Here is a 20,045-nt window from a genome sequence, read left to right on the forward strand (position 1 = left end):
ACTTCAGTCTGCAGCTATTTTTTCGGGTATCAAGTTGGCAAAAAGGTTGCTCTCGTAATCTTCGATCCTGCCCGTATCGCAGAGTGTGGCCAGGTAGGGGTCAACCGGCATGCTTCCAAGGAAAGGGACTGAAAATTCCTCCGCGACTTCCTTACCGTGACTGCGGCCGAACAGCTGATATTCCTCACCACACTTGGGACAGATTGTACTGCTCATATTTTCAATCAAACCCAGGAGGGGTATATTCATCTGTTTGGCCATTTTGACCGCCTTGTTGACGATCATGACTGCCAGTTCCTGCGGAGAGGTCACGACTATCAGCCCGTTTAGCGGAAGGGACTGCATCACTGTCAGGGGCACATCCCCGGTGCCGGGCGGCAGGTCGACAAAAAGATAATCCAGGTCGGTCCAAACAACATCCGTCCAGAATTGTTTGACAACCCCGGAAAGGATGGGCCCCCGCCAAATAACAGGGTCTTCTTCTTTCGGAAGCAGCAGGTTAATTGACATCACCTTGATACCGGTCTTAGTTTCTGCGGGAAGTATTCCAAATTGAGTTCCTTCGGACTTCCCTTTGACGCCAAACATCCTGGGTACGCTGGGACCTGTAATATCGGCATCCATAATCCCGACTTCAAAGCCTTTTCTTCTAAAACCGCAGGCGAGCAGGGAAGACACTGATGATTTCCCAACGCCTCCTTTACCGCTCATAACTGCAATTACGTTTTTGACTGTGCTGAATTCGTTAACGGTAAGTTTTTCTATGCCGGTTTTGGAATTTTCAACTACCTGCTTGTCCGTCCCGCAGCTGCAGCCGGAACCTTTGTCAGAATCGCAACTGCAATTAGTATCATTTTCCATGATGGATTGCTCCCTCCCTAATGATCGCACAAGTTGGCGCCAGTCTTCAAAGTGCCGTTAAAGTATTCCTTGATGATATCTACCGGGTCATTTTCCGCGCCGGCGCCGGTGACCACTTTAATTCCGTTCTGGGCGAATAATTCCTGCGCTCGCATACCCATACCGCCGGCGATGACGAGGTTGACTCCTTTTTCCTTTAAAAGCCTGGGAAGCAAGCCGGGCTCGTGCGGTGGAGCAATCAAGGTATCTTTCTTTAAAACTTCTCTGGTATTTTCATCAAAATCAAAAAAATAGAACTGCTGACAGTGTCCAAAATGCGCGCATAAACGGTCTCCTGCTATCGGCATGGCAACTTTCATCTAAAGACACTCCTTATTATTTATTTTTTTTATGATATTATCCCACGTTGCCCTGATATCCTGAGCAGCAGGCGAGTCGGGGATAGCTGCCACCGGCAGTTTTCTGACCTGGGCTAAGGTAACCGACCGGTCGTAGCGAATCCTGCCTGCTAACCGGACACCACCGGCTATGGCCTTTTTTTCTATTCCTTCGCTTATATTAAGATTAAGGTCAAACTTGTTAATGCAAAGGTAAGCAGGTATATTGAAATGACGTACCAGCTCTATGACTCGCTCCAGGTCGTGCTGGCCGGACACGCTTGGTTCAGTAACAATCAGCACGGCGTCGGCTCCTGTAACCGAGGCGATAACGGGACAGCCGATACCGGGTGGCCCGTCTACAAGAACATAGGCCGATTTTTCCTTTTCGGCAATCATTTTGGCTTGACTGCGTACCAGGCTCACCATTTTACCTGAATTTTCCTCGGCAATCCCAAGCCTGGCATGGACCATGGGCCCATAGCGGGTATCAGAAATAAACCACTGTCCGTTTACAGACGGCTTATAATCAATTGCCTTTTCCGGGCAAAAATAACTGCATACGCCGCAACCTTCACAGGCTATGGAATCTATGGTGTAAACCGGCGGCTTGCTCTCATCCTTGATCACTGCCCCGAAACGGCAGAGTTGAAAACATTTTCCACAGGAGATACACTTTTCTGTTTGGATTGAGGCGGTTTTACCTCCGCTAAATGCAGCAGAGTGCTTGATTATTGGTTCAAGAACCAGGTGCAGGTCTGCCGCGTCTACATCGCAATCCGCCAGTACCGGTCTTTCAGCCAATGCCGCCAGGGAAGCTACCAGGCTTGTCTTACCGGTGCCGCCCTTGCCGCTGATGACTACAAGCTCTTTCAACCTATCGCCTCCCTCTCCACGGAGGCCAGAAGCTGCTGCATGGTTTCTTTGTAGCCAGGTACGGCATAATAGGCTAATTCACCAACAGAGTAGGCTTCAGCCACCTTGCGTTCATCAGGAATTTCAGCCAAAATCCGCACTCCTCTTTCTCTGCAGAAACCATGGGCCAGGTGGTTGTATTCCGGATCCGATCTGTTTAAAACCACCGCGCCGGGGATCCCGAGTTCGCGCAGCATGTCAAGAGCAAGGCCCAGATCGTTAAGCCCGAAAGGAGTCGGCTCGGTTACCAACAGCACGTAGTCAACTCCTCTGACCGCTGCAATGACCGGGCAGGAAGTCCCTGGGGGGGCGTCGACTACGATCAGGTTGCCATGTTGCCCTGCCTTGCGGACGGCCTTGATCAGCGGCGGGCTCATGGCTTCCCCGATATTGAGCCTGCCGTGTATAAAGGAAACCCTGCCGGCGTTACCCTCTTCAATCATGCCTATGGGACGCTCTTTTTCGGTTATGGCGCCGGCAGGGCAGACCAGTGAACAACCCCCGCAGCCGTGACACATATTGTCAAAGGTCAGGACTGTGTTACTGATTTTTACGATGGCGCTGTACTGGCATATTTCCCCGCAGGCGCCGCATATCATGCACTTTTCTTCGTCTACTGCCGGAACGGGGATGCCGACCGGAAAGATACGGTTAATACGGGGTTTTAAAAAGAGGTGTCCGTTTGGCTCTTCCACATCGCAATCCATGTATGCTGCTTTATGCCCTGCTTCTACCGCCGCGCAGGCAAGGTTTGCGGAAACAGTGGTCTTGCCCGTCCCGCCTTTGCCGCTGGCAACTGCGATGGTTAGATTTGTCGCCATGTTTTACCTCCCTGACGTGTGACCCGGTTCACACTTGTTTTTCTAGTTCCTGAATCTGCTTTTTTGCTTGCTCGAGAGCTTTTTCCAGATAACCGACCTGCTCTCTTAGGTCCTCCAGACTCGCTTCACTCTTTTCTGTTGGAGCGTACACCGCTCCGGCAAGGGTCCTGCCCTGAGTCCACCTGGCCCAGCGGGGTAGTCCGGTGGCGTAGTAACAATTCCTCCAGCCCCGCCTGCGGCCCATACCCGTCCTTCGATCAGTTTCACTATCTTGATGAAGGTAGCCTATGCAGTAGCCGCGTCCCCATCCAGTCATCGGTCCGGCGGCTTGCGGGCCCATTCCGTTAAATCCTGGCATAGCTGTAAGCCTCCTTATTTTTGATTTTAAATGCATGTGGTTTGAAATATCAGCTTTGACGGGGTCCCCGGCCTCTTCCTTGACCTCTTCCCTGCCCCTGCGCGCCGCCTGAACCTTGACCCTGACCTTGCCGTTGACCCTGACCTTGCCGTTGACCCTGACCTTGCCCCTGTCCTTGACCGGTCCTACATGGGCCTCTACGCCTGCCGCCGGCCGGGCCCCTGCCGTCCGGGCCGGTTCCATCTCCTCTGGGCATATTGGTACCTCCTTTCCATGCTTTACTAATGGGCTGTCCCTGACTCTTATACCCAGTGGCTGTCTACATTTGCATCTGACGCCTTACTTAATTTACCCTTCTTAAACTGTTCCAGCACTTCTGCAACTGTGCCGTCAGTTCCATAGTAAACCTTAATGCCAGCGGCCATCAGAGTCCGGAAAGCTTTCGGGCCGCAGTTTCCGGTAATAAGAGCGCTTACCTCCTGGCGGCTAACCTGCTCTGCGGCTTGGATACCGGCGCCCTGGTTTGCGTTAAGGTTTTGCTCGTTACTCACAGCCTTATAATCACCGGTATTTGTATCAATTACCACAAACCAACCAGCACGTCCAAACCGGGGGTCGACCTTGCTTTCCAGTGTTTTCCCTTGAGATGTAACGGCAATTTTCAAGATTGTCACCCTTTCTGGTTTTTCCCTTGATTATTAGCATTTTTTTGTATTATTATGAACATGGTTTCATAATAATTATACTGATCGTAATGAGCATATGTCAATAATAAATGAAAATATTTTACTACTTGCAGAAAAAAACAACCAGGGTATTTTAAGACCCGGTTGTTTTTTTGTAAAGAATGTTGCTGAATGGAAGGCTACAATTATTTTACATAGCTCACCCATCTTGGGCGCATACAAAAACTGGGGCTGATTTAAAACCCCCGGTTGTTAAGATTGGAGAACAGCATTTTTATGTATTTACAGCCAGTTTCTTTATTGGCAGTTCATTCTCCAGTTCATTTTGCAGTTCGTTTTCCATAAAATTGTTATCTGCCTCCGTTGTGGGAGACAGGACCGGCTGGATTGCTCCATACGGGCAAAATGCAGCGCATCTACCGCAATCGATACATCTGTCCGTAATTATATATTGCGTTTCACCCTCGATGATCGCCCCTGCCGGGCAAACCAAACCAGTGCCACATTGAATTCTGCATGTATGTCCGTCACAGCCGGGTGTAATTGGACAGCCTTTCGAACAAGTACCACATTTAACACATTTACTCGTAATAACATACATAGCATAATTACCTCCTTTCATTTTTTTGAATTTTTTAATAATCATAGTAATATATAAAGTACTATTATAGACTATAGTATATAGCTAAAAAAAATTACACTTCCTATCGAATTGGCCTTTTGACATTGGTGCTTTGTTCCAGGGTACTCTCATCAATAGGGTAACATGAATGCGGGCTAGCCAGTTGAAGCATGTCAACAACAGAGTATTGGATATGAGCTAATGACCGATTTGGTAACAATTTCGCTTGTTAACGCGCACATTATTATGAGCATAATTTCATAATAATTATACTCACCCTGATGAACGTATGTCAATAATAATTAGAAAGAAATCTGGAAGGGGACTGTTTTTTAGAGCGGTTTTAATAACCCGTATTTACGAAATACGGGTTATGTTAGAGCCTGAATAATACCCAGGATTAACTCCAACAGGATCAGAAGGATAATGACGAGTTCCAGTACCTCCGAGCGCTGGTTGACGGTACGGTTGCTGAGCATGGTATAGGTCTGGTTGATAATGTTAATTTTCCTGTCGATGCTTTCAGCCCAGCTTCTGGTACGCAGGATGGACAGGGCCGTCCCGTAAATACGGGCATAAAACACGTCCTCGGTAACTTTCAAAGAGTTGTCTATCCGCTCGGTTATCTCGGTGATGTCGGCGATTAACTCCATCAGCTGGTTCATGATGCGCCGGTAGTGACCCAGGCGACGGAAGCTGCCGACCCTTTCCGCCTCTTCTATGGCGTCGTACATTGTGGACAGCTCTCCTGTTAGCAAGCTGTCGTAATACCTTAACTCCAACAGCTGGGAGTTGGCAAATTCAAGAAGATCGGGGATATCGGCGCTGCCGCTGGGGTCGTAAACCAGGGCAGAGTCCCAGGTTATAATGGTGTGGTCATCAGGGGTATAAGAAAAAGAATTGCGCAAGGTTTCCCGCCGCACCTGTTCGCTCACCGGTTCCTGTTCGGCAAGCAATAGCGGAATAGGATCCCAGTTCTGATCCCACTCCCGGAAATAATATACGGTGAAGTCCTCTACAAAACCGCTGTATACTTCCTTAACCAAGGCCTCCGCAAGAATTTTTCTCATTTTGTCAAGTTGCTGAATGAACACTGTTTCAATGCCTTCGTCATTGTAAAGGATGGTGGCCAGTTCCACTGCGTTCTGATAAGCGGCGCCTTCCAGCAGGGGAATACGCATAATGATGGCGATAACACCCAGGTCATAAACCTTACCGGTAAATGATACATTAAGACTGCGGCCGCCGGCTGCCACCGTGTCTTCCCCCAGTTCCACCGCGATGGGGGGGTTTTTAAACTGGATGGACTTGGGCCTGATCCGAGAGAGCCTCATCCGTGCGGCCTGTCTTTGGGCAAGGATTTTTTCTACCTGCTCCAGCCTGATTTCTTCCGCTATGTCAAACAGCCGGTACACCCAAATTGAGTTTTTCAAGGCGATCCCTTTCGTATAAGATATTTAATTCTACCCCAAAATTGTGGTGCGAATTCATTCGCATAAATGCAACACTAGCAGCAACAAGTCCTGGCGCTAACGTATCGTTTGCGATTGAAATAGGACCTCGAAAAAACCCCGCAGGACCGGGGTTGTGATATAAGTAATTTTTTTTAAAAGCTGAGGGCGATCTCATCACGGTCAAGCTGTCCCCGGATAGCCTGCGCTCTTTCAATAAGAGCTGTGTTCCCGGCAGCCGCGCGCTCAATCTGTCGCAAAAGGTCTATCTCCCGCCGGAAGATTGAGAATATATCTCCTGGTTGCAGGGAAGACATCTCCATTAACTCCGTAAAGGTGGCGCCATTGTACCAGGCGTAGGCAAGGGAACCGGGCAGGTTGGACCAAATGCAGAATCTCTCCGGTACGCCCATCTTTAGGAGCTCGTGCCTGATCAGGTAGGTCTGTTGCAAAGCGGGAAGATCCAGAATGTCAGTCCGGGTGTTCTTGCCGGGGATAAATTCAATGCCGGCGAGAATTGCCGCAGCATCTGCCGGTTCACTATCTTCAAGCAGGCCGGAGAAGGCTATTTCGGTTACCAGTATTTCCTGTACATGCAGTTCCAGGGCAAAAATGCCGCGTGCAAAAAACTCCCTGCCCTTAACATAACCAAGTTTTTCTAAAAGATCACGTACTTCCCTGTATTCGGTGAACACGGATTCTACCTGTTGGGTGATTGCAGCATATTCCTGCCTAAGTGTTTGGTAGTAGGTTTGGACCTCTCTCAATCTCTCTGACAGGGCCATGCATTTTTTTGAGTTAAAGCACTTTTTAGGTGTGGCAAGCGCGATCTGCTTTTGCAGCAAGTCTTTTTCCCTGTTTTTATTTTTCCAGCGTAAGCGCTTTAATTGTTTACGGGCCCTGGCCCGCTCAACAGGACAGGTCAGCGTTCCGTTTTCGGAACATAACCCGGCTTCAATTTCGGAGATTCGCCCGGTCAAGGCCTCTATTTCCTCTTTCAGGAGGCCTTGTCTCTTTTTTAATTGATACATTTTAAAGTTTTCGTTTAAAAACCGGTCGATTTCTTCGTCGGTCTTATACCTCAACAGGCTCAGTACTGTATTGGGTGAGATCACCAGCCTGCCGGAAACGGGTTCTATAGCCTTATCATCAAAGAAGCCGGTTTGCTCCGGGAAGCGGCTGTCGACACGAATGAAGGCGTGGCCGATCCGGTCAAAGCCTCGCCGCCCCGCCCGCCCGGCCATCTGAAAAAACTCCCTGTTTTGCAGAATGCGGAAGTCATGTCCGTCCCACTTTCTGGTCGAGTCGAAGACGGCGCTGGCGGCAGGGAAGTTTACACCCGCGGCAAAGGTTTCAGTGCAGAAGACCACCCAGAGCAGACGGCTGGCATAAAGGTTTTCCACCAGGTACTTGACCGGCGGCAGCAGTCCGGCGTGGTGATAGGCGATGCCCTGCAGGAGCAGGCGGCGCAGGCTTCTCCAGCCCGGCCCGCTGAAAGCGCCCGGTTGCTCAGCCTCTGCCTCCTTGATTTTGCCGCCGACTTCTTTTTTTTCCCGGGCATTTAAAAAGTCCCAGTCGCGTCCCAGGTCCTGCGCCAAAACCTCAGTCCTCCCTCTGCTGAATACAAAGAAAAGGACCGGCAATTTATCCTGAATTGCTTCAACAATTTCACTGCAGGAGACTTCTGTCAGTTCCACCTGTTTCACTCCTCGAGCCAGCGTTTCTTGTTCCGCAGTGCTTTGAGGTATTCGACCAACTCCTCAAGTTCACTGCGGGCTTCTTTTTCTCCGACAATCCGGCCGTTGGGCAGGATCCATTGAGTAGAAAGAGGTACGCGCCGTTTTTTTTCCATGATGACCACGACATTGCCGCCTCTAACCGAGCTAATCCAATCTGCCATTTCGTCCGCGTTGGGGACTGTTGCGGAAAGACCTAAAATTTTCACATGGGGGGGAGCGAACAATATGCTTTCTTCCCAGGTTGTGCCGCGCTCCGCATCGTCAAGGTAGTGGATCTCGTCAAATACCACGTAAGAAATTTTCTCCAACTGAGCGGGCTCACTTAAGCACCAGTTGCGAAATATCTCTGTGGTCATAATCAGCATCGGCGCTCCAGGATTGATGCTGACGTCGCCGGTGACAAGCCCGACTTGCTCCTCTCCAAACAGTTTCTTGAAATCACGGTACTTCTGGTTGGAAAGGGCTTTAAGGGGGGAAGTGTAAATCATGCCAAGTCCGGCGGTCATTACGTCGCGCGCCAGCATTTCGGCAACCAGCGTTTTGCCGTTACCGGTAGGCGCTGATACGATTACCGATAGCCCTGCCTGAAGGGCTTCAGCTGCCTCAATTTGAAAATCATCCAGGACCAGGTCTTCCACAGGCGCCTGTCCTTGCTCCTTGCGGAGCGGTTTTTTCTTGGGTCTTAAGCGTTCTTCGCCCCGGGAGCCAATTTCCCCCTGACCACGCTCGTGAGGCTGTCCCCCACTGAGAGTAAGGGCAGGCAGCGCCTGGCGAAGCGCTTCAAGGTCCCTGCGCAGCAGCAATCCGGTATCAGATCCGGAAGCTTCCTTGTTAGATACGGTGGTCAGCCTTCCTTCCTGGATCAGCCGCCTGACTTGACCCGTGCTGATTCCCAGAAAAGCGGCGGCCTGGGAGATCTTCAATTTTTCATGTTGTTTGGTCAGTACACGCAGCCTGGACACGTCCCTTTTTAACTCCTGTACATCCGAATGCCACAGGCGTGTCCTTTCATCCAGAGTAAAGGAATCTAATTGCCCTGTTTTGATTAAAAAAGACAGGGTGTCTTCATCCACGCCGAGGACTGCTGCGGCTTCCTTTTCCCCCAGGGAATGTTCCCTGAGGAAGGAAGGAGCGCTGGTGGTATAAGGAGGCGCGAAATACCTGCCGCTGATTTCCCCAAGCTGTTCCACCAGAACATCACCCGGAAATTCCCGGCGCAAGCACCAGTATTTGTTATTTTCAAAGGATACGGTGAGAGAGTAGCTGTCGGCTAAGGCCGCAAATTCTTTCATGCCCAGCCCGGCTTCCCGCGGGTCAAAAAAGGGTGTCGGCAGTGTCTCGAGCATATCCCGGCAGGCTTTAATTTTCGCGCGACGGGTCAGCTCATCGCGTCCTGCCGGGCTATTCACGGTGGTAATAAGTGATTGGGGCAGCCGCACCAAAGGAGTCTGATCATTTTCAGCTGCGATTCTTTCAACAATTTTTTTGTGTCGGCGAAACTGGCGGAGCAAATCAGAGAGGCGTCGGGGTTTCTCATGGAGGTATGTAAGGAGAAAATCCCAGGCGCCGTCACTGTCGGGCATGGTAAAACGACCGTCAGGCAGTTGGGGAAAGTAGCGCCAGACCAGAGAGTCAAGGTTTTCCAGTCCGGTTGCGGCGATTATATCAGCCTTGGACCGGGGCTGCCCGTCTTCAAGCACTTTGCGGACGGAATCAAGCTGAGCGCTGGTTTCGTTGTCGGTTGGAGCCGCCTCTTCAGGAGGGGTATATTTTCTAATAACTTTAAGTAATTTAGGCAGGACTTTACGCATTTGTCCCCTTCCGGTGTGCCAGGTTTCTCCTCTGGCAGGGGGCGCCAGGACGTTTTCACCAATAAACCAACTACCTCCTGATTTGGCCCGGCCGATCCGGATTTCCTCTTTTTCTATTAGAGAGGAAAGCGCGCCGGCTAATGCGTCAGAATTACAATTGCAGCGGGAATATAGGATTTCCAAAGGAAGGGGTACTCCATCTTTGAGAAGATTGGTTACTTCTGTTATAGCTTGTTTTGTTTTGTTGCTTGCCAAGTCAGGAAACACCTCTAGCTTCAACATTTGCATATCACTTGTAGTCTAGCACATAACTGTCAATATTAACAAATAATTTTGTAAAAAGCAACAAAATCAAGTTGATATAGCTTCTTCAACTTAAATCCTAAATAACCCTCCTCCTGTGACGGAGAAGGGTTATTTTAGCAAAAGATATGCTTGCCTATTTTCAATGAAGACGGCAGCCCGTCAAGCCACCTGCTCTCAGATTGGTCCGGATTATAGAAAAAGATGCTGCCGTTGGCGGGATCCAACCCGTTTAGGGCCAGTTCCGCTGCCAAAAAAGCTTGCGCATCGGGAGTGAGTTCAATAGTACCGTCCAGGACGGGGGTAAACTGGTAATCTTCATATATAACTCCGGTTATCGTTTTGGGAAACCGGGGATCCTTGAGCCGGTTGAAAACCACAGCCCCAACTGCTACCTGTCCTTCCAACGGTTCACCTCTGGCTTCGGCATGGATTAATCTGGCCAGCAGGTAGAATTCCTCCCTGCTCAGGCAAAGACCTCTGGATACGGAGACGAATGGTTTCGCTGGCGCTGGCTCAATCGCTTCACTTGGTACGGCGGGCTTAAGGCTCAAAACCGAGAGACCGACGGCAAAGTAGACAGCGATTTTTTTAATATTCATGTTTTTATTTTACTCATTAAAATTATTTTTAAACAAACAATTTATAGAAATAGATTTAAAAGTTGGTATTAACAGATTTTTATGATATATTATATAAAAAATAATACAATATAAAATTAGCTCATTATTACAGAGTTATGGGAAATTATACGGACAATATTAAATAGTGGTGATAAAAAATGATAAGGGTATATGGTGTGAAATTATCCATAGACCAGGATGCTTCAAACTTAAAAAACTCCTTAATAAAGAAGCTTAAAATAGGTGAAAAGGATTTAGTAGGATACAAAATCTTTAAACAATCTATTGATGCCAGGAAACATGATACAATTAACTTTGTTTATACTGTAGATGTTGAATTAAAACAAGAAGATAGTTGCTTAAAGAAATTCAAAAACAAGGATATTACTATTGCTCCTGATCTGGAGTACAAGTATGTACAAACCGGTTCACAGCCTTTGCAGCACCGGCCGGTGATTATCGGGACCGGCCCTGCGGGGCTTTTTGCCGGGGTAATCCTGGCTGAAATGGGATACGGGCCTGTTGTCATGGAAAGAGGGGCGGATGTCGATACCAGGGCGGAAGCGGTCAGGAAATTCTGGGAGCATGGACTACTTGACCCCGAGTGCAACGTACAGTTTGGTGAGGGAGGGGCCGGGACCTTTTCCGACGGCAAACTGACAACCTTAATCAGGGACAGGCGGTGCCGCAAAGTCCTGTCTGATATGACCATGGCAGGCGCGCCGGAAGAAATCATGTACGCAGCCAAACCTCATGTCGGTACGGACCGGCTCCGGTCAGTGGTTAAAAAAATCCGTGAAAGAATTATCAGCCTGGGTGGAGAGGTCCGCTTTAACTGCAAAGTTACTGATTTAATCACAAAAGATAACCATGTGCAGGGTATAATAATTAACGGGACTGAACGGCTGGCTGCGGAGGTTGTGGTGCTCGCGCCCGGGCATAGCGCCAGGGATACCTTTGAAATGCTGTATCAGGCGGGTGTAACCATGATACCAAAACCTTTTTCAGTCGGGGTTAGAATTGAGCATCCCCAAAAGTTGATCGACGCTGTCCAGTATAAAAAATTTGCCGGTCACCCCAAACTCGGCCCGGCTGACTACAAACTGGCATATCACACTGCAAACGGCAGGTCTGCCTATACTTTTTGCATGTGTCCGGGTGGAGTGGTGGTGGCTGCCAGTTCTGAAGAGGAGGGTGTCGTAACCAACGGGATGAGCGCATACTCCCGCAGTGGCGAAAACGCCAACAGCGCCCTGCTGGTAGGGGTGGAGCCTGCTGATTTTGGCAGCAGCCATCCACTGGCTGGAGTAGCTTTTCAAAGGAAACTGGAGAGAAAGGCGTATATCCTGGGCGGAAGTGATTACAAGGCGCCGGTACAGCTGGTAGGAGACTTTCTGGAGAACAGGCCTTCCACCAGGCTCGGTCAGGTAGAGCCGTCCTACCGCAAAGGAGTGCAGCCGGCGGCCCTCAACGAATGCCTGCCGGACTTTGTGGTAGAGACGATGAAGATGGCAATACCTGAGCTGGATAAAAAGCTTAAGGGTTTTGCCCTGCCGGATGCTGTCATGACCGCTGTGGAGACCAGGTCCTCCTCTCCGGTAAGGATCGTCCGCAATGAATTTATGGAAGCCTCACTAAGAGGTCTGTATCCGGCTGGGGAAGGAGCCGGTCACGCTGGCGGGATTGTCTCAGCGGCTGTAGACGGTATTAAGGCCGCGGAAGCCATTGCCTCCAAGTATGCGTCGCCATCAGTACGATAATGATACTAGAGGATAACCCCAAGACCACTACCCCAAAGGCTTTTCGAGAACCGGTTATGACTTTCACCATTGCGATAGACATATATAAAAGGAGAGAATTTTATGCCGGGTAGTCCTCCATACAAAGTAGCAGTGATTGGGGGAGGAGCGGCGGGAATTACAGCAGCTATAGCCGCCCGCCGCAAAGGGGCGATTGTTACCATTCTGGAAAGCAACCAGCGGATTGGCAAGAAAATCCTTGCCACCGGTAACGGAAGGTGCAACCTCACCAATATCACCACCAGCATGGCCAACTACCATGGCAGCAATCCCAGGTTCGCTTTCTCTGTCCTTTCCCAATTTGGTGTAGAGCAGACCCTTGACTTTTTTGCAAGGCTGGGAGTGGCGCACAAAGTGAAGGAAGAAGGCAAAGTATTTCCATTCTCCTTGCAGGCTTCCAGTGTTTTAGACGTGCTTCGTTATGAATTGGAAAGGATAGGTGTTAATGTCCATTGCGGGGCGGAGGTTGCGGGTATTGCTCACAATAAGATCGGTTTTACCCTTGCTCTTAAGAACGGGGGGGAATTTCAGGCTGACCGGGTAATTATTGCTACAGGTGGTAAAGCTGCGCCACATTTTGGTTCGACGGGCAGTGGGTATGCCCTGGCGTTAAGCCTGGGCCACAGTATAGTCGAACCATTTCCGGCCCTGGTCCAGTTAAAATTGTCCTCGGGTTATCTCAAGCAGATTAAAGGTATTAAATTTGAAGGAACCGCTGAAGTAGTATTAGAGAACCAGAGCCTGCAGGCTGCCAGCGGGGAGATCCTCTTTACCGAGTACGGTATTTCCGGTCCTCCTATTTTGACTCTTAGCCGCAAGGCAGGGGAGTGTCTAAAGAAAAATCAAAGCCCCTGGTTAAAGCTGGTTTTACTGGACTCCTTCACTGGCGGGGAACTGGAAGAGTTGCTTGCTGAGCGCTTCAGTAATAATCCCGGGAAAACCCTGGCTTTCAGTTTTGTGGGTTTCATAAACAAACAGTTGTCGCCGGTAATACTCAAAGAGGCTGGTGTGGACCTGAATAAGGCAGCCGGGAAGGTTACTGCCTCGGAGCTGAAAAAGATTGCACATATTCTTTTAGACTGGCGCTTTCCTGTTACCGGGACGACTTCCTGGCCTGCCGCTCAGGTTACCGCCGGTGGTGTGGACGTTAATGCTATTAACAGCAAAACCTTGGAGTCAAGGATTGTGCCGACACTGTATTTTGCAGGGGAAGTCCTGGACATAGACGGTGATTGCGGCGGCTACAATTTACAGTGGGCATGGTCATCTGGCTTTATTGCAGGGGAAAGCGCGGCAGGCGCTTGATGAAAGCTGGATGATCTAGTCGAATCGTCATGTTATTATGAGTGATTGGCTTAAAGGGGGTAGTAAAATAAAGCGTGTGCGGGTGGCGGCGTCTTTGTGAAAAAATGTACATTATTTGTCCGTATTCGCAGGATATACGAATTGTTGTATAACAGTTACTAACAAGATTTTTAGTTTGCGACTTTTGATAATTAAGATTTATTATTAATTCCTATTTATGAGAAATGCTGATTTATCTGCATATCGACATAAAGGACGTTGGTATAATTTGATTAAAATCTACGTTTTTCGGCAAATAATGGCGATAAAAACTTTCGTGCAATATCGAACAAACAATTGCTTTTTGTATCAATTATGCTATAATATTTTTTATATTCCATTCGATAATATTTTTGAAAAAACATCTATTTTAATAAAGACTACTATATGCTATAATAGTGCTAGGATCATGTGTTAATTAACTACCGTGCGGACAATTACAGGAGATGCCATATAATTCATCAAAGTAACAGCTGCCAGTGCTTGTCCTTTGATAACTTAGGTAATGTTTGGTTAAAAAATAGCAAACGAAAGGAGGTAATAGGTCTCAGGCTGAAGAGTGGACTTGAGTAACGGGCTTTATTATCTTTTTTTATTGCAAAAATGACAACCATTAGTTATGTGCAGGTTAGATGCTTGGGAAACAGGGAACATTAACCCTGCATTTCTTTTCTCTAAAACAGTTCTATGATCCAAATCAAGGGGTAAAAAGCCCGTAAGCTTGGAAACCAATCATATTGCTCAATAAAATGCAATGTCCCTGAAAAGCCTGAAATTAATAACCAGATCGGGTGGATTTTTATGGTTCTTTAAAAGAAGTAGGATTTAGGAACACACTTTTTTAAGATCGCTAAAATAAGCTGTGAAGTGCTGTTAAGCACTTAAAGCAAGGGAGGTACAGACTCGTGGTTGCATGTTCATGTGGTTGCGGCGAAGACGAACTGACTAAACAATTGGAAAAGATTATTGATGAGTACAGGGGTCAACCCAGTGGACTTATCCAGGTCCTGACCAAGGCCCAAAATCTCATAGGATATCTTCCGCTGTGGGTACAGACCAGAATCGCCAAGGGATTGGGAGTATCACTTCAAGAAGTTTACGGGGTGGTTACTTTTTATGCCTTCTTCTCCCTGATCCCCAGGGGCCGGCATAAAATCGCCGTTTGCGCGGGTACAGCCTGCTATGTTAAGGGAACCAAAAAGGTCCTTAAAGCACTAAAAGATACCCTTGGTATTAAAGAGGGACAAACGACTCCCGACAGCCGGTTTACCGTTGAAGTTGTGCGTTGCATTGGCGCCTGCGGATTGGCTCCGGCCATGATTATCGACGGCAAAGATGTGCACGGCCGCTTGGAGCCCGAGCAAATCCCCGAAATACTGGAGCAGTACGCATAAACTGATTTAGTATTCCACACCTATGGACTAAGAATAAACTTTACATCCATAGTAATGGGCTTGCCGAAATTAATTGTCGGGGTCTGAAGGGATAGTTTAAGAATGGCTGGAGGATTTAAATCGGAGGTGTGATTAAGTGAAGTCTTTGGAAGAACTTGCAAAGGTTAGAGAAAGCAGGCGGGAAGCCCTGAAAATTCGTGAAGGTGTTCCGTCGGCGACTGAGAAAGCTCACGTGATGATGTGCGGCGGCGCCGGCTGCATTTCTTCGAAATGTCAAGATGTGGTGGAAGCCATGAAGGCGTCCCTCGAAAAGAACGGCATTGCAGACCAGGTCCAGATTGTGCTTACCGGCTGCATGGGTCCGTGCGATATGGGTCCCGTAGCAATTGTGTACCCCGAGGCAACTTTTTACCGCAGGCTGAAGCCAAAAGACGCTGATGCCATTGTTGAAGAGCACATCATGAAGGGAAACCTCGTCCAGCGCTTGTTGTACAGGACTCCCGGAGCAAAAGAACCAACCCCGAAAGTTGATGACATCGATCTTTTTGCAAAGCAGCAGAAGATAGTTCTGCGTAACAACTTTTATATAGATCCAACTTCTATTGAGGACTACATCGCCAATGACGGCTATGCCGCTCTAGGCAAAGCGCTTACCAAAATGACTCCTGCTGAAGTCATCGAAGAGGTTAAGAAAGCAGGGCTCCGCGGCCGTGGCGGCGCTGGATTCAATACAGGCATGAAATGGAGCTTTTGTGCTAATTCGAAAGGCACACCCAAATACGTGGTATGCAACGGTGACGAAGGCGACCCGGGCGCATTTATGGACAGGTCCGTTCTGGAGGGGGATCCCCACAGCGTTATCGAGGGCATGGCTATCTGCGGCCGCGCCATTGGCGCCGAGCAGGGCTATGTCTACGTGCGGGCTGAATACCCGCTGGCCATTGAAAGACTCAGCTATGCCATCGACAAGGCCCGTGAATACGGCCTGCTTGGAAAGGATATTTTTGGCACCGGCTTTAATTTTGACATCGAAATCCGGATCGGCGCCGGCGCCTTTGTGTGCGGCGAAGAAACGGCTCTTTTGACCTCCATTATGGGCAAGCGCGGTGAACCCAGACCCAGGCCGCCATTCCCGGCCAACGAAGGTGTTTGGGCTAAACCAACTGTGCTGAATAACGTTGAAACCTGGGCTAACGTCGCTGAAATCATCCTCAAGGGCGCTGACTGGTATTCCTCCATCGGCACGCAGGGGAGCAAGGGAACCAAGGTATTCGCCCTGGCGGGCAGGATCAACAATACAGGTATCGTGGAAGTCCCGATGGGCACCACTTTAAGAGAAATCGTCTATGATATCGGCGGCGGCATTCCCCGCAAGAAGGCATTTAAAGCCGTCCAAACCGGCGGCCCGTCCGGCGGCTGCATCCCGGCCGGACAACTGGACACCCCGATTGACTTTGAATCCCTTACAGCGCTGGGCGCCATGATGGGTTCAGGCGGAATGATTGTCATGGACGAAGATACCTGCATGGTGGATATCGCCAAGTTCTTTATGGACTTTATTGTGGACGAGTCCTGCGGTAAATGTTCTCCCTGCCGGATCGGCACCAAACGGATGCTGGAAATCCTGGAGCGCATTACGACGGGCAAAGGCAAAGAAGGCGACATCGAACTCCTGCTGGAGTTGGGCACGACCATTCAGAAGACCGCGCTCTGCGGCCTCGGCCAAACCGCGCCCAACCCCGTTTTGAGCACCATCAAGTACTTCAGGGATGAATACGAAGCTCATATCAAGGAACACAAGTGCGCTGCCAAGGTGTGCGAATTCGAGGAATAAAAGCCGCTCCCGCAGCTTTTGAAAATGAAAATTAGTCAAATACGGGAGTTTGGAGGGAAAATGAGAAAATGATAAATTTGACAATTGATAACCGGAAAGTAGCGGTGGAAGAGGGGACAACCATCCTTGAGGCCGCTAAATCAGTGGGAATCAATATCCCGACTCTTTGTTATCTGAAAGATATCAATGTGATCGGCGCATGCCGGATCTGCCTGGTAGACGTGAAAGGCGCCAGGACGTTTATACCATCCTGCGTGGCTCCGGTTGCTGAAGGGATGGTTGTTAACACCCATACCCCGGAATTGATCAAAGCCCGCAAGCTGGTGCTCGAACTGATCCTGTCCGATCACCCCATGGAGTGTCTCACCTGCCGGCGCAACGGAAATTGCGAACTGCAAAAGCTGGCAGAGGAATATGGCTTGAGCGAGATCCGTTTTGAGGGCGCCAAAACAGACTACCCGATCGATGACTCCAGTCCTGCCATTATACGCGACCCGCGCAAGTGTATCCTCTGCCGCCGTTGCATTTCAGTCTGCACCAACATTCAATCGGTGCAGGCTCTTACCGCCGAGAACAGGGGCTTTGACAGCCTGGTCGCCCCGGCCTTTAACGAGAGGTTGGCCAACATGGAATGCGTCCAGTGCGGCCAGTGCTCGCTGGTCTGTCCCACCGGCGCCATCGTGGAACGGGACGATACCGACAAGGTATGGGCGGCCCTGGCCGATCCCACAAAGCACGTTGTGGTCCAGACTGCTCCGGCCACCCGGGTGCAGATTGGTGAAACCATCGGCGCCGCGCCGGGTACCATCGCGACCGGGCAAATGGTTGCGGGGTTGCGCAGCCTCGGCTTTGACAAGGTCTTCGATACCGACTTCACCGCGGACCTGACCATCCTGGAGGAAGGCAACGAGCTGCTTCAGCGTGTAACCAATGGCGGCGTCCTGCCCATGATCACCTCCTGCAGCCCCGGCTGGATCAAGTTCATTGAACACTTCTATCCCGACCTGCTGCCGCACCTTTCCACCTGCAAGTCACCGCAGCAGATGTTCGGCCCGCTGGTCAAGACCTACTACGCCCAGAAAGAGGGCATTGACCCGAAGGATATCGTCTGTGTCTCGATTATGCCCTGCACCGCCAAGAAGTACGAGTGCCAGCGGCCTGAAATGAACAGCAGCGGCTACCAGGATGTCGACGTGGTGCTTACCACACGCGAACTGGGCCGCATGTTCAAGCAGGCCGGCTTAGATATGACCAACCTGCCCGAAGAAGAGTACGACGCTCCGCTGGGTATCTCCACCGGCGCCGGCGAAATCTTCGGCGCTTCCGGCGGCGTGATGGAAGCCGCTCTGCGTACCGTCTACGAGGTAGTTACCGGCAAGGAGCTTGAGGACATCAACTTTACGGCCTGCCGCGGTATTGACGGGGTCAAGGAAGCCACAGTGCAAGTCGGCGACCTTCCTGTAAGTGTAGCTATAACCAACGGCCTTGGCAACGCGCGCAAGGTGCTGGACAAGATCCGTGCGGGCGAGGCAAACTACCACTTCATCGAAGTTATGTGCTGTCCCGGCGGCTGTATCGGCGGGGGCGGGTCACCCATCCCGACCAACACCGAAATTCGCCTCAAGCGGATTGACGCTACCTATACCGAGGACGAGCGTATGGTACTGCGTAAGTCTCATGAAAACCCGGCTGTTCAAGAGCTCTATGCTGAGTTCCTGGAAAAACCGCTGGGCCACAAGTCCCATGAACTGTTGCACACCCACTACACGCCAAGAAGCAATTACCCGAAGGAAGAGTGCTAAACTAAAACGGTTTAATAAAAATCCCCACCTGGTGGTTACTCAGGTGGGGATTTTTCTTTAATCAATTGGATTAGATTATCAGACCACAAGCCGGGTTCACGTGAGGGGGCGCTAGCCAGGGGAGTACCCTGCGGCAGGTTCTTCATGGCACAGTCAAGAGCCAGGCGGGGTTCATTGTCTTCTTCGCTGAGATGACCCAAAACCACCAATTTATAGTTTTGTCGCCGCATAGCCTGGAGGGCCCGCCCGCATTGCTCGTTGGACAGGTGGCCGGTTAAGCCGAGGTTGCGCCTGATCACATAGCCAGGCTTGGCTGAGCGCTTATACATATCCAGGTCGTGATTTGACTCTATGTACAGGTAATCCAGATCACGGAAGGCATTAAGGCAGCTTTCCGGTACGAATCCGGTGTCCGTTATAAATCCCAGTCTTTCGCCATCACCATGAATGATAAAACCGATTGTTTCAACATCATGCGATAGACGGAAAGGGATCACCCCCAACGTGCCTATTCTCTGTCCGGAGCACTCGCTGAGAATATTCAGCCGCGGAGGGGCAGTGAAGTGCATACTCTGGTTAAGTTCATGCAACACCCGGATGGTCGAATAGATGGGGACGTTTTTTTCTTTTAGAAAATAGTTGAGGCCATAGACGTGGTCAATATGCCGGTGGGTTAGAATGATTGCGTCTACATCACCCGGTGATAGCCCCGCTGCCGCCAAATAAGGCCTGGTGTCCCTTTTCCTGAGGCCGCAGTCAATTAATATACAGGTGTGTTGATCCTGCACCACGACGCAATTGGCATAGCTGCAGGAAGAAAGGGTGCAAAATCTCATGGTTGACCTCCAGTTGTTTTCTCTGGTTAACTTAGACAGGTAGAGTGAGGTTTCCTGCCAAATTGCAGATTTATAATCAATACCATAATTTTGCAATTGTTGCAGTAATATTTAAAAATATTTTTAACATATGAGGGCATATTAAAAAAAAGATATGGTTATAATGATAGTTCTTATCCTATAAAAAGGAGGCAGCGGTTGTTTTGACCAATAAGCTGGTATTAATTGAAAATAAGGATCTCATTGCCAAAGACCTGCAGCAGTACATTGAGCCGGCTCTTAATCAATTTAAAGTTGAATTGGCAGCTGAACTGGGTATCCCTGACTACGATAAAATTGATAAGGGGGAGCTTTCTTCTCGTAATAATGGAAAAGTAGGGGGTAATATGACCAAACGGATGGTTAACTTTGCCCAGGCAGTTTTGGCTTTTAACTACCGCAATCAGCTTGAGGGAACGAAATAGAGGTG

At 49.6% G+C, this 20,045-nt stretch carries 18 protein-coding genes; 6 read left to right on the forward strand and 12 right to left on the reverse strand.

What is annotated here, in order from left to right:
• Window positions 1–3: 3 nt before the first annotated feature.
• The 11 genes from Psch_RS18830 to Psch_RS18880 all read right to left on the reverse strand — a co-directional run bounded on the left by Psch_RS18830 (window position 4) and on the right by Psch_RS18880 (window position 10,546).
• On the reverse strand, window positions 4–861 hold the full coding sequence (locus tag Psch_RS18830) for an Mrp/NBP35 family ATP-binding protein (RefSeq protein WP_134220328.1): 858 nt from the start codon (window positions 859–861) through the stop codon (window positions 4–6).
• 17 nt (window positions 862–878) lie between these two features.
• Window positions 879–1,220, reverse strand: a complete 342-nt coding sequence (locus Psch_RS18835) for a NifB/NifX family molybdenum-iron cluster-binding protein (protein WP_134220329.1) — start codon at window positions 1,218–1,220, stop codon at window positions 879–881.
• Entirely contained in the window at window positions 1,221–2,114 is an 894-nt protein-coding gene (locus Psch_RS18840) for an ATP-binding protein (RefSeq protein ID WP_134220330.1), read from the reverse strand.
• Window positions 2,111–2,974 (reverse strand): ATP-binding protein, encoded by an 864-nt coding sequence (locus Psch_RS18845; RefSeq protein WP_190259313.1) that lies wholly within the window; start codon window positions 2,972–2,974, stop codon window positions 2,111–2,113. The genes Psch_RS18840 and Psch_RS18845 overlap by 4 nt, the downstream gene beginning before the upstream one ends.
• A 28-nt stretch (window positions 2,975–3,002) precedes the next feature.
• Window positions 3,003–3,575 carry a DUF5320 domain-containing protein gene (locus tag Psch_RS20990; protein WP_205079639.1) on the reverse strand — a complete coding sequence of 191 codons (573 nt, stop codon included), beginning with the start codon at window positions 3,573–3,575 and terminating at the stop codon, window positions 3,003–3,005.
• Between the two features lie 59 nt (window positions 3,576–3,634).
• Entirely contained in the window at window positions 3,635–3,997 is a 363-nt protein-coding gene (locus Psch_RS18855) for a NifB/NifX family molybdenum-iron cluster-binding protein (RefSeq protein WP_134219319.1), read from the reverse strand.
• A 295-nt stretch (window positions 3,998–4,292) separates the two neighbouring features.
• Window positions 4,293–4,619 carry a DUF362 domain-containing protein gene (locus Psch_RS18860; RefSeq protein WP_134219318.1) on the reverse strand — a complete coding sequence of 109 codons (327 nt, stop codon included), beginning with the start codon at window positions 4,617–4,619 and terminating at the stop codon, window positions 4,293–4,295.
• Between the two features lie 392 nt (window positions 4,620–5,011).
• The gene (locus Psch_RS18865) at window positions 5,012–6,073 is read right to left on the reverse strand and encodes a hypothetical protein (protein ID WP_134219317.1); all 1,062 of its coding nucleotides are present in this window, start codon (window positions 6,071–6,073) and stop codon (window positions 5,012–5,014) included.
• A gap of 173 nt (window positions 6,074–6,246) precedes the next feature.
• Window positions 6,247–7,788 carry a DEAD/DEAH box helicase gene (locus Psch_RS18870; RefSeq protein WP_345789103.1) on the reverse strand — a complete coding sequence of 514 codons (1,542 nt, stop codon included), beginning with the start codon at window positions 7,786–7,788 and terminating at the stop codon, window positions 6,247–6,249.
• Between the two features lie 5 nt (window positions 7,789–7,793).
• Window positions 7,794–9,896: a DEAD/DEAH box helicase gene (locus tag Psch_RS21275; protein ID WP_243124218.1), complete on the reverse strand. Its 2,103-nt coding sequence runs from the start codon at window positions 9,894–9,896 to the stop codon at window positions 7,794–7,796.
• 164 nt (window positions 9,897–10,060) lie between these two features.
• Window positions 10,061–10,546 (reverse strand): cell wall hydrolase, encoded by a 486-nt coding sequence (locus Psch_RS18880; protein ID WP_134219315.1) that lies wholly within the window; start codon window positions 10,544–10,546, stop codon window positions 10,061–10,063.
• A 179-nt stretch (window positions 10,547–10,725) separates the two neighbouring features.
• Between Psch_RS18880 and Psch_RS18885 the strand changes: the two genes are divergently transcribed.
• From Psch_RS18885 to Psch_RS18905, 5 genes are all read left to right on the forward strand, one after another.
• A complete protein-coding gene (locus tag Psch_RS18885; RefSeq protein WP_190259314.1) occupies window positions 10,726–12,327 on the forward strand; it encodes an NAD(P)/FAD-dependent oxidoreductase in 1,602 nt (533 codons plus the stop codon).
• A gap of 102 nt (window positions 12,328–12,429) precedes the next feature.
• Window positions 12,430–13,671 carry a BaiN/RdsA family NAD(P)/FAD-dependent oxidoreductase gene (locus Psch_RS18890; protein WP_190259315.1) on the forward strand — a complete coding sequence of 414 codons (1,242 nt, stop codon included), beginning with the start codon at window positions 12,430–12,432 and terminating at the stop codon, window positions 13,669–13,671.
• Window positions 13,672–14,615: 944 nt separating this feature from the next.
• Entirely contained in the window at window positions 14,616–15,104 is a 489-nt protein-coding gene (locus Psch_RS18895) for an NADH-quinone oxidoreductase subunit NuoE family protein (RefSeq protein WP_134219312.1), read from the forward strand.
• Window positions 15,105–15,291: 187 nt separating this feature from the next.
• Window positions 15,292–16,938: an NADH-quinone oxidoreductase subunit NuoF gene (gene nuoF, locus Psch_RS18900; protein ID WP_345789106.1), complete on the forward strand. Its 1,647-nt coding sequence runs from the start codon at window positions 15,292–15,294 to the stop codon at window positions 16,936–16,938.
• Window positions 16,939–17,006: 68 nt separating this feature from the next.
• Entirely contained in the window at window positions 17,007–18,740 is a 1,734-nt protein-coding gene (locus Psch_RS18905) for an NADH-dependent [FeFe] hydrogenase, group A6 (protein ID WP_134219311.1), read from the forward strand.
• Window positions 18,741–18,775: 35 nt separating this feature from the next.
• On the opposite strand, the gene Psch_RS18910 is transcribed toward Psch_RS18905, so the two are convergent.
• Window positions 18,776–19,576, reverse strand: coding sequence for an MBL fold metallo-hydrolase (locus Psch_RS18910; RefSeq protein ID WP_190259316.1), 801 nt, complete (start codon window positions 19,574–19,576; stop codon window positions 18,776–18,778).
• Between the two features lie 203 nt (window positions 19,577–19,779).
• Here Psch_RS18910 and Psch_RS18915 point away from each other — a divergent pair, with 203 nt between their 5' ends.
• Window positions 19,780–20,040: an alpha/beta-type small acid-soluble spore protein gene (locus Psch_RS18915; RefSeq protein ID WP_134219309.1), complete on the forward strand. Its 261-nt coding sequence runs from the start codon at window positions 19,780–19,782 to the stop codon at window positions 20,038–20,040.
• Window positions 20,041–20,045 lie beyond the last annotated feature (5 nt).

Origin of the sequence: Pelotomaculum schinkii (genome assembly GCF_004369205.1) — a bacterium.
GTDB lineage: Bacteria > Bacillota > Desulfotomaculia > Desulfotomaculales > Pelotomaculaceae > Pelotomaculum_C > Pelotomaculum_C schinkii.